This window comes from Brevundimonas sp. (genome assembly GCF_035626975.1).
In the GTDB taxonomy this organism is placed as follows: domain Bacteria; phylum Pseudomonadota; class Alphaproteobacteria; order Caulobacterales; family Caulobacteraceae; genus Brevundimonas.
In genome coordinates this window covers 21,861-36,523 of record NZ_DASPMQ010000028.1, presented here as the reverse complement: position 1 = coordinate 36,523, position 14,663 = coordinate 21,861, and the positions used below count along the sequence as shown (strand labels likewise).

Genomic DNA, 14,663 nt, shown 5'->3' with positions numbered 1-14,663 from the left:
TCACCGCACGTTAAGTTGACGCCCCGGGGCCGACAGGTTCCTTCTTCCCTCCGGGAGGACCTCATGATCCACGCCATCCTGTTCGCGGCCCTGCTGCAGACCGTCCCGCCCGCCGCCCCTCCGGCGGCGCCCCCGCCGCCGCCCGTCGACTGCGCCGACGCCGACCACAGCGCCTTCAACTTCTGGGTCGGGGACTGGGACGTCAGCGCCACCGGCACGGCTGCCGTGGTGGCGCGCAGCACCATCTCCTCGACCGCCGGCGGGTGCGCCATCGAGGAGGATTACCGCCAGACCGTGGGGCCCGGCGGCGCGCCGGCGACCTATCACGGGGTCAGCTTCAGCGCCTACGACGCCCGGCGCGGCGGCGTATGGCGCCAGTTCTACATGGACAGCGGCGGGGCGGTGACGGTGTTCGAAGGCGGCCCGCGCGACGGCGCCATGGTGCTGGAGGCGCCCGGCCGGCCCGGCACGATCCAGCGAATGACCGTCTCCCCCGAGCCCGACGGGTCGGTGCGGCAGCGCGGTGAATCCTCGACTGACGACGGCGTCACCTGGACACCCGGCTACGATTTCACCTACCGCCGCCGTTGACCGGCCGACCGTCGCGCCTAGGTAAGCGGGTCTTCCGGAGCCCGCCATGATCACCCAGCCCGCCATCACCGTCGACGGCCACGCCATCCCGCTGCTCGGCTTCGGCACCTGGATGCTCGAGCCCGACGACGCCCGGCGCATGGTCGCGGAGGCGCTGCGCATCGGCTACCGGCACATCGACACGGCGTGGATCTATCGCAACGAGGCGGCCGTCGGCGACGGCATCCGGGACGCCATCGAGGCGGGCCATGTCGCCCGCGGCGACCTGTGGCTGACCACCAAGATCTGGGTCGACCATTTCCACCGCGACCCCCTGCTGAAGCAGGCGGAGGAGTCCGCCGCCAGCCTCGGCTTCACGCCCGACCTGCTGCTGCTGCACTGGCCCAGGAAGAAACCGGCCTTCGCCGAGACGCTGGGAGCCCTGAACGACGCGAAGGATCGCGGGCTGACCCGGACCATCGGCCTGTCCAACTTCCCGTCCGCGGAATTCCGCCAGGCCCAGGCGGTGTCGAAGGCGACGCTGGTCACCAATCAGGTCGAATATCATCCGTACCTGAAGCTCACGACGCTGCTGGAAACCGCCCGCGACCTCGGCTCCTCGATCACGGCCTGGTCGCCGCTGGCCCAGGGCAAGATCGCCGACGATCCGACCCTGAACGAGATCGGCCGGGCCCACGGCAAAACGCCCGGTCAGGTGACCCTGCGCTGGCTGATCCAGCAGAACGTCATCGCCATTCCGCGCACCGCGAAGGAAAGCCGGGCCGCGGAGAATTTCGACATCTTCGACTTCGCGCTGACGCCCGAACAGATGGACCGCATCCACGCCCTCGCCCGCCCCGACGGCCGCCTCGGCGACTGGATTGATCCCGCCTTCAAATGGGATCAGGAATGGGCCTGACACGCGGCGAATGATCGCGTGACGGGAGAACGCTGATGGGCTCGGTTCTGGGCTTTCCCGGCGTCGATCCGCTGGACGCGGCGGTCGGCGCGAGGCTGAAGCGATGGCGGGAAGAGCGGGGCATGGCGCTCGGCGATCTCGCGCCCCTGCTGCACATGTCGCTCGAGGAAGTCCGCCGCGCAGAGGCCGGCCGCGGCCATCTGACATCCGCGCAGGTCGGCGCCGCGACCACCGCCCTGCACCTGCCACTGTGGGCGCTGGTCTCCGACACACGGGCGTATTGATCGCGTCCAGGGGCAGGTGACAGCCGCCGCGCGTCCGCCTAAGCCTCGCCCATGGCCTACAAATCGCTCCGCGACTTCATCGCCCTGCTGGAAGCCGAAGGCGAACTGGTGCGCGTTTCGGAACCCGTCTCCACGCATCTGGAAATGACCGAAATCCAGACCCGGCTGCTCCGCAACGGCGGCCCGGCGGTGATCTTCGAAAAGCCGGTGATGCCGGACGGCTCGATCAGCCCCATCCCCTGCCTCGCCAATCTGTTCGGCACGGTGAAACGCGTCGCCATGGGCGTGACGCTCGACAGGAAGACGCGGACCACGGCCGGGGAACTGCGCGAGGTCGGCGAACTGCTGGCCTTCCTGCGCAATCCGACCCCGCCACGCGGCCTCGGCGACGCCATGGAGATGCTGCCGCTGGCCCGGACGGTGATGTCGATGCGGCCCAAGGTGGTGAAGAAGGCCCCTGTGCAGGACGTGGTCCTGACCGGCGACCGGATCGATCTGACCTCGCTCCCCGTCCAGGGCTGCTGGCCCGGCGAACCCGCGCCGTTGATCACCTGGGGCCTGGTCGTCACCAAAGGGCCGTCAGACACGGCCGAGGACGACTTCAACCTCGGCATCTACCGCATGCAGGTGCTGGGCAAGGACAAGGCGATCATGCGCTGGCTGGCCCACCGCGGCGGGGCCCAGCATTACGCCCGGCACAGGAAGGCCGGTAAGAAGGAGCCCCTGCCCTGCGCCGTCGTTCTGGGGGCCGATCCGGGGACCATCCTCGCCGCCGTCACCCCGGTGCCCGACACCCTGAGCGAATACCAGTTCGCCGGCCTGCTGCGCGGGGCCAAGGCCGAGCTGGTCCCCTGCAAGACCGTGCCGCTGATGGTCCCGGCCCAGGCGGAGATCGTGCTGGAAGGCCACGTCCTGCTCGATGAGCACGCGCCCGAAGGCCCCTACGGCGACCACACCGGCTACTACAATTCGGTCGAGACCTTTCCGGTGTTCCAGGTCAGCGCCATCACCATGCGCCGCGACCCGATCTACCTGACCACCTTCACCGGCCGTCCGCCGGACGAGCCCTCGGTGCTGGGCGAGGCGCTGAACGAGGTCTTCATCCCGCTGCTGCGCGCGCAGTTTCCGGAGATCACGGACTTCTGGCTGCCGCCCGAGGGCTGCAGCTACCGCATCGCCGTCGTCTCGATGAAGAAGGCCTACCCCGGCCACGCCAAGCGGGTGATGCTGGGCGTCTGGAGCTATCTGCGGCAGTTCATGTACACCAAATGGGTCATCGTCGTGGACGACGACATCGACGCCCGCGACTGGAAGCAGGTGATGTGGGCCATCTCCACCAAGATGGACCCGGCCCGCGACATCACCGTCATCGAGAACACCCCGATCGACTACCTTGACTTCGCCAGTCCCGAGAGCGGCCTCGGCTCCAAGATCGGCCTCGACGCCACCGACAAATGGCCGCCCGAGACGAAGCGCGAATGGGGCGAGGAAATCCGCATGGACACGGCCGTGGTCGAGCGGGTGTCGGAGATGTGGGACCGTCTGGGCCTGCCGGGCGACGGCGCGCCCATCTGGAAATAACCTCCATCCCGGCAGGCGGGACGTCCTGATCGAGCTGTTCGAGCGCGAGTTCGTCGAGGGGCAGGAGTCGGTCGGGATGAGCCTGATCGGCCAGTTCCGCGACCTCGACGATCCGGACCGCTTCGTCTGGCTGCGCGGCTTTCCTGATATGGAGGCCCGGCGGCGTTCGCTGGAGGCCTTCTACTTCGGCCCCGTCTGGCAGGCGCACCGCGAGACGGCCAACCCGACCATGATCGACTCCGACAACGTCCTCCTGCTCAGACCGCTGGATGAGGCCTTGGGCTTCACCCCCGGCGAACGGGGACCGCGCGGCGCCTCCGGTCCGGGCGCGGGCCGGATCATCGCCGGCGTCCACGCCCTGGACGGACGTGACGATCCCCTGCCGGACCGGTTCCGGCGCGAGGCCGTCCCCCTCCTGCGGAACGCTGGCGCGGCCTCGGTGGCGGTCCTGGTCGCCGAGGCCGGTCCGAACCCCTTCCCGCGCCTGCCGGTGCGCGAGGGCGAACGGGTGCTGGTCTGGTTCGCCGCCTTCGCCGATCCGGCGGCGGCCGACGCGACGCGCCTTCTCTTCCCGGACCAGTCTGTCCAGCGCCTGCGCCTTGAGCCCACGGCCCGGTCGCGCCTGCATGGATAAGCCCCGCCTATGGATAGGCCTCGCCTTACGGGGTTGCCTCCCACGGACGGACGGCGGATTAGGAAAGCCATGCGCTCCACCCTGATCCTCGCCGCCCTCGCGGCCCTCGTGTCGAGTCCCGTCATGTCCCAGTCCGCGTCCCCGACCATTCCCAACGCCGCGCCATGGGATCAGACCTTCCTGCCGCCCGCGCCGGACTGGGACGGCGCCAGCCGCGCCCTGCTGCGCGACGCCTCGGACCCGTGGGTGACTCCGTTCGAGGCCGACCCGGCCCACGACTTCAGCCCCACCTACGCCGACACCCGCGCCTGGTTTGACCGGCTCGACGCCGCCTCGGACCTGATCCGCATCGAGCAGTTCGGCGTCTCGCCCGAGGGCCGGCCGATCTACGCCGTCATCGCTTCGAAGGACGGCGCGGCCTTCGATCCCGCCAAGCCCGTGCTGCTGGCCCAGGCCGGCATCCACCCGGGCGAGATCGACGGCAAGGACGCGGGCATGATGCTGCTCCGCGACATCGCCTTCAACGGCAAGGACGAGCTGCTGGACCGGGTCAACCTGATCCTGATCCCCATCCTGTCGGTCGACGGCCACGAGCGCGCCAGCGCCTACTCCCGACCCAACCAGCGCGGCCCCCGCATCCAGGGCTGGCGCAACACGGCGGCCAACCAGAACCTCAACCGCGACTATCTGAAACTGGACCAGCCCGAGATGCGGGCCGTGCGCGGCCTGATCCTGAAGTACCGCCCCGACCTCTACGTCGACATCCACGTCACCGACGGCATGGATTACCAGTATGACGTAACCTACGGATATAACGGCGAGAACGGCATCTATTCCCGCTCTCCGGCGACCGCTGCCTGGCTGGATTCCGCCTTCAAGCCCGCCGTCAACGCCGCGCTCGAGGCCCAGGGCCACATCCCCGGGGAACTGGTCTTCGGCCTCGACGGCGATCCGAAGGCGGGCCTGTCCGACGGCGGCCTCGGCGAGCGCTTCTCCAACGGCTGGGGCTCGGCCGCCCACGTCCCGACCATCCTGATCGAGAACCACAGCCTGAAGCCGCACGAGCAGCGGGTGCTCGGAACCTATGTCTTCCTCGAACAGGCGATGCGCCTGCTGGCGACCGAAGGCCGCGACCTGCGCGCCGCCATCGCCGCCGACAGCGCCCTGCGCCCGGCCGAGATTCCCGCCAACTTCGTCCAGGACGCCCAGCCCTCGACCACCCGCGCCTTCAAGGGCATCCGCTACGAGATGTACGACAGCCCCGCCTCCGGCCGGCCGGAGATCCGCTGGCTGGGCGAGCCGGATCCCGAACTGTGGCGGATGCCGTTCTACTCCTCCCACCCGACCCTGACGCTGCGCCGCCCCGAGGCCTATTGGGTGCCATCGTATCGCGCCGACATTATCGAACGCCTGCACATCCACGGCGTGGCCATGGAGACCCTGGACGCCCCGCGCACGGTGTCCGTGAACATGCTCCGCCTCGACGACCCCAAACTGGCGACCCGCCCCAACGAGGGCCATGTGCCGGTGACGGTCACCTCGGTCACGCCCGAGCGCCGCGACTGGACGTTCCCCGCCGGCTCTGTCCGCGTTTCCACCGACCAGCCGCTGGGCGACGTCGTCGTCCTGCTGCTGGAGCCGCAGTCGTCCGAGAGCTTCTTCGCCTGGGGCCTGTTCCCCGAGGTGCTCAGCCGCGTCGAATACATCGAGGGCTACGCCATCGCCCCGCTGGCCGAGCGCATGCTGGCCGCCGACCCGGCGCTGAAGGCCGAGTTCGAGGCGAAGCTCGCGGCCGACCCCGCCTTCGCCGCCGACGGCGACGCGCGTTTGCAGTGGTTCTACGAGCGAACCCCGTTCTATGATGACCGCTACCGGCTCTATCCGGTGGGGCGGGAGAACTGACCATGCATAACCATCTGACCGCCGTGCAGGCCGCGAGCGCCTGGAGTGGGGCGCTGATCCTGCTGATGATCGTGCTGTCGATCCGGGTGGTCATGAGCCGCCGCCGGCTCAAGGTGCTGTTCGGCGACGGGGGCCTCGACGAGATGACCCTCGTCACCCGCACCTTTGGCAATGCGGCGGAATACATTCCGGTCGGGATCGGCGCCCTGATCCTGCTGGCGCTGACCGGCAACCAGACCTGGGTGATCCATGCTGTCGGCGGCGTTCTCCTCATTGGCCGTCTGGTTCACGGGTTCGGCCTTCGCTTCGGCAAGGGGCCGGGCATCGGCCGCATCATCGGCATGACGCTGACCTGGCTGCCGCTGCTCGCCGCGGCCGCCATCCTGATCATCCGTCCGCATCTGCCCTGAACCACGCAGGGCTCCGGTTGCGTCGCGCGGGCGGCCCGGCCATATCGGGGCATGTCCGATAGCCTGCCGTCCTCCGCCTCCCCCGACATCCTCTCCGATCTGGTCGCCGCCGCGCTGAGGGCCGGCGCCGACGCCGCCGAGGCCGTCTCCGCCGAACGCGCCGCCCTGTCCGTCGGGGTCCGCAACGGTGCGCTGGAGGACGTCGAGCGCGAGGAAAGCCGCGACCTCGGCCTGCGCGTCTTCATCGGCGGGCGTCAGGCCACCGTCTCCGCCTCCGACCTGTCCGAGGCCACCCGCGCCCGTCTGGTCGAGCGCGCCGTGGCCATGGCCCGCCTCGCCCCCGAGGATCCCTACGCCGGCCTGGCCCCGCAGGACCGGCTCGCCCGCGACCCCTTCGCCGATCTCGACCTGTTTGACCCGACCGGGCGCAGCGCCGCAGAGCTGGAAGCGGTGTCCGCCGAGGCCGAGGCCGCCGCCCTGGCCGTGCCCGGCGTCGTCCGCTCCGAGGGCGGCCACGCCTCCGCCTCGTCCAGCCGCTGGCGGCTGGTCACCTCGCACGGCTTCGACGGCGCCTATCACGGCTCGGCCTTCTCTCTGGGCGTCGGCGTCATCGCCGAAAAGGACGGAGCCATGGAGCGGGGCGGCGAGCACCGCGCGACCCGGCATCTTTCGGACCTGCCCTCGGCGGACAGCATCGGGGCCGAGGCGGGGCGCCGCGCCGTCGCCCGCACCGGCCCGCGCAAGATCGCCTCGACCACCGCCCCGGTGATCTTCGAGAACCGCCTCGCCATGCAGATCCTGTCGCCGCTGATCGGGGCCATCTCCGGCCCCTCGATCGCCCGCGGAACCTCCTTCCTCAAGGACCGCCTCGGCCAGCCGGTGCTTCCGAAGGGCGTCAACCTGGTCGACGACCCCTTCCGCCCGCGCGGCATGGGCTCGACTCCGTTCGACGATGAGGGAATCGCCGTGTCGCGCCAGTCGCTGATCGAGGACGGCGTCCTGACCACCTGGCTGCTGAACACCGCGGCCGCCGCCCAGCTGGGCCTGACCTCGACAGGACATGCCTCGCGCGGCCTCGCCGGTCCGCCGGGGGTCTCGGCCCACAGCCTGCATCTCGAACCCGGAGACCGCGATCTCGACGGACTGATGGCTGACGCCGGAACGGGGCTGCTGGTCACCTCGATGTTCGGCCCGTCGCTGAACGCCAACACCGGCGACTGGTCGGCGGGAGTGTCCGGCTTCTGGTTCGAGAACGGCGAGATCGCCTGGCCGGTCAGCGAGATCACCGTGGCCGGCAAGCTCATAGACCTCTACGCCCGGATGCAGCGCGGCTCGGACCTCGAGTTCCGCGGGGCCAACAACAGCCCGTCCCTGATGTTCGACGCCGTCGCCATCGCGGGCAAATGAGCGACCCCGTTCCCGACCTCGCCGCCGACCTCGACCTGATCCGCGCCGCCGCCCTCGCCGCCGGCGAGCTGGCTCTGGCCGAGCGCGAGGCCGGGCTGAAGATCTGGTCCAAGTCGGGCGGCTCCCCGGTCACTTCGGCCGACATGGCCGTCGACCGCCTGCTCCGCGAGGCCCTGCTCGGCGCCCGTCCCGACCATGGCTGGCTGTCCGAGGAGACCGCCGACACGCCGCAGCGCCTGTCCGTCCGCCGCATCTTCGTGGTCGACCCGATCGACGGCACCGTCGCCTATATGAAGGGCAAGCCGTGGTGGTGCATCCCGATCGCCATCGTCGAGGACGGCCGGCCGGTCGCCGCCGTCATCCACGCCCCGGCCCTGGGCGAGACCTTCACCGCCGTGCTTGGCGGCGGCGCGGCGTTGAACGGACGGCCGATCACCGCCTCGGACACCGCCGACCTCGACGACGCCTCCGTGCTGGCCGACGCGCGGCTGATGGAAGGCCCGCACTGGCCCGAGCCGTGGCCGGTCATGCGCTTCGAAAAGCGCAACGCGATCGCCTACCGCATGGCCCTGGTCGCCGCCGGTGCCTTCGACGCCGCCATAGCCCTGACCCCCAAATGGGACTGGGACGTCTGCGCCGGGGCCCTGATCGTCGAGGAGGCGGGCGGCAAGGTCAGTGACCACCACGGCGGCGCCTGGCGCTTCAACCAGGCCGATCCGCGCCAGAGCAGCCTGGTCTGCAGCGCCCCGGCGCTTCACCCGTTGATCGTGCGGCGCACAGCGCCTATTCCGCTCGCGCCCCGCTAGTTTCTTCCCCACCGGACGCCCCATGACCAAGCCCGCCGACGCCGAAGCCCCGCAGTTGCTGCATCTCGTCATCGGCGGCGAGCTGCGCCACCTCGACGCCCCGGTGTTCCGCGACCTGTCCAAGGTCGAGTTCGTCGGCGCCTTCCCCAACTACGAGGAAGCCCGCAAGGCGTGGAAGGCCCGGGCCCAGGCGACGGTGGACAACGCCCACATGCGCTATTTCATCCTGCACGCCCACCGGATGATCGATCCGCGCGGCGACGCCGGCGAGCACTGATCGGGGCCCGGGCAGGGAACCCGCGCCGGGACTGGAGCGCTTTCAGCCTGTGCTGTAACGTCCGCCCGGGAGAGACCCCATGCTGACCCCCTCACTGATCATCCTGGCCCTGCTGGTGCTGGGCGTCGGCATCGTCATCTGGGCCGCGCGCCGCAAGCCCGCCGGGCCGTCCCCCGGCCCCGACGAGGCCGACACCGCCTGGAACGATCCGATCACCCCGGCCGAGACACCGACCCATCCGGCGTCTACGCCTCGTCAGGACCCCCGCCCATGACCCTGTTCGGCCGCACCCTCGGCGGCGAGGAAATCGCCAGCCTGGTCTTCCTGCTGATGGCCCTGGTCATATGGGTCATGGCCTTGCAGGGCGAGCGGAATTGGGCGCGCTGGTTCCGGCGCTGGGAAGCCGATCGCAAGGGGCGGCGCGACGCCGAGCTGTCGATGGAACGCAACGGCGACCGCCCGCCGCCCTCGTCCGACGGTCCGCGCGGTCCGTGGGGCTGACTTTGGCCGGGGAGGCCTACTCCCGCTTCAGCAGCTTCTCGGTCAGCACCGTGCCCCACCAGCCGGCCTTGAACTCGGCCCGGATCGCCTTCGGGTCGTAGGCGTCGCTGTCGATCCAGTCGATGAAGCTGACCCCCGTCGGCTCGACCTCGCGCAGGTATTTCTCCAGCGTGTAGTCCAGCACCCCGGTCAGCCCTTCGCGGTGGTGCAGGTATTTCTTCGACAGCTGCGCGATGGCCACGGAGATCGGCTCGCCCAGATGGAAATGCCGGTACAGCACCGCCATCATCCCGGCCCGGTCCGCCCCGGACTTGCAGTGGATCAGCACCGGATACTCAATGGTCCGGAACAGCTCGCGGGCCCGGTGGATGCGGTCCCTCTGCGGCGGATCGCGCGAGTCCAGCGGCGCGTTGATCAGCGTCAGCCCCAGCCGCTCGCAGGCGTCCTTCTCCAGCGCATAATAGGCCTCGTCCCGCGCCCCGCGCAGGTTGATGACCGTCCGGATCCCCTTCGACTTCCAGTACGCCAGCTGCCGTGGCGACGGCTGGTTGGTCCGCACCAGGTCGGGCCCGAGCCAGTGGGCGTTCATGAACCACCGCCGCAGGAAGGCGTGGTCCTTCCAGACATAGTCCCACCGCGCCTTGAACCGGCCGGCGCGGGTGGAAAGGTCGTAGCGCGTCATGGCTCCGGAGATAGCCGCCGACGCCTCCGAACGCCACCGGGCGAGGCAATACATTCAGGGCGAGACACGCGCGACAATCGCGCCCGCGACATCCGGGACATGCGTGACACCCTCGACATGCGGCGAACCGGGTCCCCAGCCGTCAACGGAGCGCGTTGGCGATCCCGGTCAGGGTTTCCCGCAGCGAGGCGATCCGCCGGGCCGCGACCGCGTCGCCGGCCGGAGCCTGCAGGCGGCCCGCCAGCGCCGTGAGCGTCGTCGCCGCGCCGGCGTCCGACCGCTCCGCCGCGTCCAGCGCCGTCCTCAACTCGGCCACGGTGGCGGCCGGCAGGGTCCCGCTCCGCTCCAGCTGGTCGACATAGGCGCGCGCCACCGTCGGGTGGGCGGGCCAGCGCACCGGGTTCTGCTGCTGCGGGTTGAAGGTCCCGCCCTGGTCCGCCATGGCGGCGGCCGCGATCTCGGTCGCCGTCAGATGTTCGCCGGGCTGGAGCGTCAGCACGTCGAGGCCGCGAACGATCTCGGTCCCGTAGATGCGTCCGCCGTACCAGTAGGTCGACCAGTAGCCGCCCAGGATCGAGTGCTCCGCATCCACCGGGCCGCGATCGAAATACGCGATCTCCACCGGGTTGGCGGAGTCGGTGAAGTCGATCACCGACAGGCCGCCCTGGTACCAGGCCTGCACGAAGATATCGCGGCCCGGCACCGGCACGATCGAGCCGTTGTGGGCGACGCAGTTCTCCTGCTCGGTCTGGGCCGCCGGCAGCTTGAAATAGCCGCGCCGCTCCAGCTTGCCGTCAACGATGTCGTAGATGGCGTCCGCGCCCCAGGTCATGGGGTCCTGCACACGGCAGCGCGGCCGGCCCCCGCCGCCCCACTCGTCGGTGAAGATCACCTTGGTCCCGTCGTTGTTGAACGTCGCCGAGTGCCAGTAGGCGAAACCCGGGTCGGTCACCGCGTCGATGCGGCGTGGCTTCCTGGGATCGCTGATGTCCAGGATGATGCCGTTGCCCGAACAGGCGCCCGCCGCCAGCTTCGCGCTCGGGAAGACGGTGATGTCGTGGCACTGGTCGGTGCGGCTGGTGTTCTGGGTTCGCTCGCCATGGTCGCCGCCCTCCCACAGGCCGGCGATGCGGCCGGTCTCGTCGTCGGCGAAGACGCGCGGGCTGTCGATGATGCGGGCCCGCGACGGATCGGCCACCGGGATCTCGATCACGTCGATGCTGAACAGCGCCGTGCGGGGATCCCCCGGCACCGCCCCGACACATCCCGGCAGCTCGGCCTCGTCGCGCACGGACGATGTGCCCGAGTTGTAGACGATGATCGAGCGCGGGTCGGACGAGACCACCGAATGGGTGTGCGAGCCCCGGCAGGTCTGCACCTGACCGACCTGCGCCGGCCGGGCCGGATCGGCGATGTTGAAGATGCGCAGGCCGCGGAACCGCTCGGGACTGGCCTCGCCGGTCACGCCCTGACGGCCGCAGTCGACGCGGCCGCTGGTCTGCTCGACCGACATCAGCAGCAGGTCGCCGACGATTGACACGTCGCCCTGCCCGCCCGGACAGACCACCGAGCTGATCAGCCGCGGCTCCGCGCCGTCGCCCAGCCGGTAGAGGTTGAAGCCGTGGTAGTTGCCCACCGCCAGCAGGTCTCCGGAGAAGGCCATGTCGGTGTTGGCGAAGCTCAGGAACGGTCCGCGCTGGCCGAAACGGTCTTCAGGCGCCTCGCGCCCCGAGCGGGCTTCATCCGCGGTCTCCGCCGGAATGGGCGGAGGCAGGCCGGCCGGGTTCTCTGTGTCGAAGAAGCCCGTCGGCTTGGGCAGGCTGGCGACCAGCGTCACATTGCGGGCCGCCTGCGCGGCGTCACGGAAGCCCGGGGCCAGGGTCGAGCGCGGGTCGTCCGACAACCCGCGGAGCAGCGCGGTCATGCGCCGGATCTCGGCCTGCTGCTCGTTGGTGACGTCGTTGGCGAACTCGAACAGCGCCGGATCGTAGGCCGAGCCCGGCCGCGCCAGCAGCGCCGCGACCATCTCCACGGCCCCTTCGTGATGCGCGATCATCCGCTCGAGGAACAGCCGGTCGAAGGCCGGGCCGCTGGCGGCGGCGAGGGCGGACATCTGCTCGGGCGTGGCCATGCCGGGCATCGTGGCGTGACCCGCGCCATGGCCGGCGCCGTGCCCCGCCCCATGCATGCCGTGGTCGGCCCCGGCCGCCGCGCTCTGGCCCCGCTCGCTCAGCCAGCCCTGCATGAAGGCGATCTCGTCCGCCTGCGAGGCGTCGATCCGGCCCGCCACATCGATCAGCGGCTGCCGGTTGGTGCGGTCCTTGACCAGGGCGGCCATCTCCACCGCTTGCTGGTGGTGCACGATCATGTCGTGCATGAAGCGCACGTCGTCGACGGAATAGCGGTTGGCGGCGAGCCGCACGGCCTCCTCCGCGCTCAGCGTCCGCGCCGGCTGGCCGGGCGCGCCCGGCTGGATGATCGGCACGTCCTGCGCCATGGCCGCGCCCGCCGCGGCGACCAGACCGATGAGCGAACAGCCCATCAGGAGACCGATGGAATTCACACGCCGTGCCGACATAGGCCTGTTCCCCTGAATCGAAGATCACGACCCTAACATGGCATCTCTGGAGGGCCAGCGGGATCAGCAGCCCCTTCCCGCTTGACTTCCTTACCGGCCCGTCCGACCTCGGACCGATGACGACGCCCGCGCCCGCCGCCGACGAACGAGAGCCGCTGCGCCCGTTGCTGGCCCGGATCTGGCGCGACTATCTCTCGCATCACCGGACGGCGCTGTTCCTGTCGATCGCCTGCGCCGCCGTGGTCGGCGTCATGGCCGCCACCGTGCTTCAGCTGCTCGAGCCGGCCATCGACGGCCTGTTCCTCGGCAAGCCGGTGACCATCTGGGGCCTGTTCACCGTGCCGCCCGGCCAGGCCCTGACCGGCATCCCCCTGATCATCATCGGCGCCGGCCTGATCTGGACCGTCGCCGCCCTCGGCCAGGCGGCCCTCGTCAACCGGCTCGGCCACGGCATCGTCGGCGACATCCAGGTGCGGTTGTTCGGCTCGATGATCCGCGCCGACCTCGCCCGCTTGCGCAGCCAGCATTCCGGCGGCTTCGTCTCCTCGGTGCTGTTCGACGCCAACCTGGTGCGCGAGGCCTTCACCAACGGGGTGGTCAACTACACCCAGCACGCCCTGACCCTGGTCACCGTGCTCGCCTACATGGCCTGGACCGACTGGCGCCTGACCTCGATCGTCTTTCTCGGCGCCCCGATCATCGCCTTTGTCATCCGCCGCTTCGGCAAGCGGATGCGCAAGGCCACCACCGGGGCGATGGTCGAGACCTCGAACCTGTCGACCGCCCTGATGGAGAACCTCGACGGCGTCCGGCTGATCAAGATCGAGAACCGCGAGGCGGCCGAGGAGGCCCGCGTCGGCGAGGTCGTCGCCCGTCGGCAGCGCCACGTGATCAAGTCCGCCGACAGCCGTGCCTTCGCCGGCCCCTTCTCCAACCTCGTGGCCATGTTCGTGGTCGCCGCCGTCATGGCCTACGCCGGCTGGCGCGCCCGCGACGGGGCGATGACCGTCGGGGCCTTCGCCGCCTACATCGGCCTGCTGATGGCGGCGGGCCAGTCGCTGCGCCAGGTGACCAATCTCCAGACGGTGATGGCCGAGGGCCTGACCGCGGCCCGCCGCCTGTTCGGCGCCCTCGATATCCAGCCGGAAATCCGGCAAGCGCCCGACGCCGCGCCCCTGCCCCCTGGTCCGGTCACCATCGCCTTCGACCGCGTCAGCTTCGCCTACGCCCCGGCGGCCGAGGGCGGGGCCCCGACCCTGTCGGACGTGTCCCTGACCGTCGCGCCCGGCGAGACCGTGGCTCTCGTCGGACCCTCGGGCGGCGGCAAGAGCACCATCCTGAGCCTGCTGCCGCGCTTCTACGACGTCACCGCCGGCGCGGTGAGCCTCAACGGCCGCGACATCCGCGAACTGAAGCTGCACGACCTGCGCTCGCGGATCGCCCTGGTCACCCAGGAGCCCTTCCTGTTCGACGACACCCTCGCCGCCAACATCTCCTATGGCCGCCCCGGCGCCTCGCAGGCCGAGATCGAGGCCGCCGCCGCCGCCGCCGCCGCCCACGACTTCATCACCGCCCTGCCCGAGGGCTATCTGACCCGCGCCGGCGAGGCGGGCCTGCGCCTGTCGGGCGGCCAGCGCCAGCGCATCGCCATCGCCCGCGCCTTCCTCAAGGACGCCCCCATCCTGCTGCTCGACGAGGCCACCTCGGCCCTCGACACCGAGAGCGAGGCCCTGGTCCAGGCCGCCCTCGAGCGGCTGATGCAGGGCCGCGCCACCCTGATGATCGCCCACCGCCTGTCGACCGTCCGCAACGCCGACCGCATCTACGTCGTCGAGGCCGGCCGGATCGTCGAGACCGGCTCGCACGCCGCGCTGGTCAGGAAGGGCGGCCTCTATGCCCGCCTCGCCCGCCAGCAGTCGCTGGACGGCGAGCCGGTGACGGTGGAGGCGGTTTCGTGACTCACGCTGGATTGGTGGAAGCCTCCCTTGCCCCTGGAGGGGGGAAGGGCCGGGGATGGGGGTGGCGGCGGTTGCCCTCGCTCGGTGGAGGTCAGCGACACCGCGCCTGCAGCTTCGTCCTCCACCCCCGTCCCAACCCTTCCCCCCTCCAGGG

At 70.5% G+C, this 14,663-nt stretch carries 14 protein-coding genes and 1 pseudogene; 13 read left to right on the top strand and 2 right to left on the bottom strand.

Annotated elements, in window-relative coordinates; all coding sequences use genetic code 11:
• Positions 1-63 precede the first annotated feature (63 nt).
• The 12 genes and pseudogenes from VEB62_RS07435 to VEB62_RS07380 all read left to right on the top strand — a co-directional run bounded on the left by VEB62_RS07435 (position 64) and on the right by VEB62_RS07380 (position 9,291).
• On the top strand, positions 64-591 hold the full coding sequence (locus VEB62_RS07435) for a hypothetical protein (protein ID WP_324797500.1): 528 nt from the start codon (positions 64-66) through the stop codon (positions 589-591).
• Between the two features lie 46 nt (positions 592-637).
• Positions 638-1,489 (top strand): aldo/keto reductase, encoded by an 852-nt coding sequence (locus VEB62_RS07430; RefSeq protein ID WP_324797498.1) that lies wholly within the window; start codon positions 638-640, stop codon positions 1,487-1,489.
• Positions 1,490-1,524: 35 nt separating this feature from the next.
• Positions 1,525-1,773, top strand: a complete 249-nt coding sequence (locus tag VEB62_RS07425) for a helix-turn-helix domain-containing protein (RefSeq protein ID WP_324797495.1) — start codon at positions 1,525-1,527, stop codon at positions 1,771-1,773.
• 51 nt (positions 1,774-1,824) lie between these two features.
• A complete protein-coding gene (locus VEB62_RS07420) occupies positions 1,825-3,354 on the top strand; it encodes a UbiD family decarboxylase (protein ID WP_324797492.1) in 1,530 nt (509 codons plus the stop codon).
• 13 nt (positions 3,355-3,367) lie between these two features.
• Positions 3,368-3,988 (top strand): annotated as a pseudogene (locus VEB62_RS07415) (hypothetical protein); the annotation flags it as partial.
• A 69-nt stretch (positions 3,989-4,057) separates the two neighbouring features.
• Positions 4,058-5,890: a M14 family metallopeptidase gene (locus VEB62_RS07410; protein WP_324797490.1), complete on the top strand. Its 1,833-nt coding sequence runs from the start codon at positions 4,058-4,060 to the stop codon at positions 5,888-5,890.
• A gap of 2 nt (positions 5,891-5,892) precedes the next feature.
• A complete protein-coding gene (locus VEB62_RS07405) occupies positions 5,893-6,300 on the top strand; it encodes an MAPEG family protein (RefSeq protein ID WP_324797487.1) in 408 nt (135 codons plus the stop codon).
• A gap of 51 nt (positions 6,301-6,351) precedes the next feature.
• Positions 6,352-7,707: a TldD/PmbA family protein gene (locus VEB62_RS07400; RefSeq protein WP_324797485.1), complete on the top strand. Its 1,356-nt coding sequence runs from the start codon at positions 6,352-6,354 to the stop codon at positions 7,705-7,707.
• A complete protein-coding gene (locus VEB62_RS07395; protein WP_324797482.1) occupies positions 7,704-8,513 on the top strand; it encodes a 3'(2'),5'-bisphosphate nucleotidase CysQ in 810 nt (269 codons plus the stop codon). Before VEB62_RS07400 ends, VEB62_RS07395 begins: the two co-directional genes overlap by 4 nt.
• Positions 8,514-8,535: 22 nt before the next feature.
• Entirely contained in the window at positions 8,536-8,790 is a 255-nt protein-coding gene (locus tag VEB62_RS07390) for a DUF4170 domain-containing protein (RefSeq protein WP_324797479.1), read from the top strand.
• A 79-nt stretch (positions 8,791-8,869) separates the two neighbouring features.
• Entirely contained in the window at positions 8,870-9,064 is a 195-nt protein-coding gene (locus VEB62_RS07385) for a hypothetical protein (protein ID WP_324797476.1), read from the top strand.
• The gene (locus VEB62_RS07380) at positions 9,061-9,291 is read left to right on the top strand and encodes a hypothetical protein (RefSeq protein WP_324797473.1); all 231 of its coding nucleotides are present in this window, start codon (positions 9,061-9,063) and stop codon (positions 9,289-9,291) included. The genes VEB62_RS07385 and VEB62_RS07380 overlap by 4 nt, the downstream gene beginning before the upstream one ends.
• Positions 9,292-9,307: 16 nt before the next feature.
• Here VEB62_RS07380 and VEB62_RS07375 read toward each other — a convergent pair whose 3' ends face one another.
• Together VEB62_RS07375 and VEB62_RS07370 are read right to left on the bottom strand one after the other, a co-directional pair.
• Positions 9,308-9,973 (bottom strand): protein tyrosine phosphatase family protein, encoded by a 666-nt coding sequence (locus VEB62_RS07375; protein WP_324797470.1) that lies wholly within the window; start codon positions 9,971-9,973, stop codon positions 9,308-9,310.
• Positions 9,974-10,115: 142 nt separating this feature from the next.
• Positions 10,116-12,515: a DUF305 domain-containing protein gene (locus VEB62_RS07370; protein ID WP_324797468.1), complete on the bottom strand. Its 2,400-nt coding sequence runs from the start codon at positions 12,513-12,515 to the stop codon at positions 10,116-10,118.
• A gap of 152 nt (positions 12,516-12,667) precedes the next feature.
• On the opposite strand from VEB62_RS07370, the gene VEB62_RS07365 reads away from it, so the two are divergent.
• Positions 12,668-14,509 (top strand): ABC transporter ATP-binding protein, encoded by a 1,842-nt coding sequence (locus tag VEB62_RS07365; protein WP_324797465.1) that lies wholly within the window; start codon positions 12,668-12,670, stop codon positions 14,507-14,509.
• The last annotated feature ends 154 nt before the right edge of the window (positions 14,510-14,663 follow it).

Coding starts and splice junctions, on each gene's coding strand:
- VEB62_RS07375 (WP_324797470.1), bottom strand. CDS start 9,973: ATGACGCGCTACGACCTTTCCACCCGCGCCGGCCGGTTCAAGGCGCGG.
- VEB62_RS07370 (WP_324797468.1), bottom strand. CDS start 12,515: ATGGGCTGTTCGCTCATCGGTCTGGTCGCCGCGGCGGGCGCGGCCATG.
- VEB62_RS07430 (WP_324797498.1), top strand. CDS start 638: ATGATCACCCAGCCCGCCATCACCGTCGACGGCCACGCCATCCCGCTG.
- VEB62_RS07410 (WP_324797490.1), top strand. CDS start 4,058: ATGCGCTCCACCCTGATCCTCGCCGCCCTCGCGGCCCTCGTGTCGAGT.
- VEB62_RS07400 (WP_324797485.1), top strand. CDS start 6,352: ATGTCCGATAGCCTGCCGTCCTCCGCCTCCCCCGACATCCTCTCCGAT.
- VEB62_RS07390 (WP_324797479.1), top strand. CDS start 8,536: ATGACCAAGCCCGCCGACGCCGAAGCCCCGCAGTTGCTGCATCTCGTC.
- VEB62_RS07405 (WP_324797487.1), top strand. CDS start 5,893: ATGCATAACCATCTGACCGCCGTGCAGGCCGCGAGCGCCTGGAGTGGG.
- VEB62_RS07385 (WP_324797476.1), top strand. CDS start 8,870: ATGCTGACCCCCTCACTGATCATCCTGGCCCTGCTGGTGCTGGGCGTC.
- VEB62_RS07365 (WP_324797465.1), top strand. CDS start 12,668: ATGACGACGCCCGCGCCCGCCGCCGACGAACGAGAGCCGCTGCGCCCG.
- VEB62_RS07425 (WP_324797495.1), top strand. CDS start 1,525: ATGGGCTCGGTTCTGGGCTTTCCCGGCGTCGATCCGCTGGACGCGGCG.
- VEB62_RS07420 (WP_324797492.1), top strand. CDS start 1,825: ATGGCCTACAAATCGCTCCGCGACTTCATCGCCCTGCTGGAAGCCGAA.
- VEB62_RS07380 (WP_324797473.1), top strand. CDS start 9,061: ATGACCCTGTTCGGCCGCACCCTCGGCGGCGAGGAAATCGCCAGCCTG.
- VEB62_RS07395 (WP_324797482.1), top strand. CDS start 7,704: ATGAGCGACCCCGTTCCCGACCTCGCCGCCGACCTCGACCTGATCCGC.
- VEB62_RS07435 (WP_324797500.1), top strand. CDS start 64: ATGATCCACGCCATCCTGTTCGCGGCCCTGCTGCAGACCGTCCCGCCC.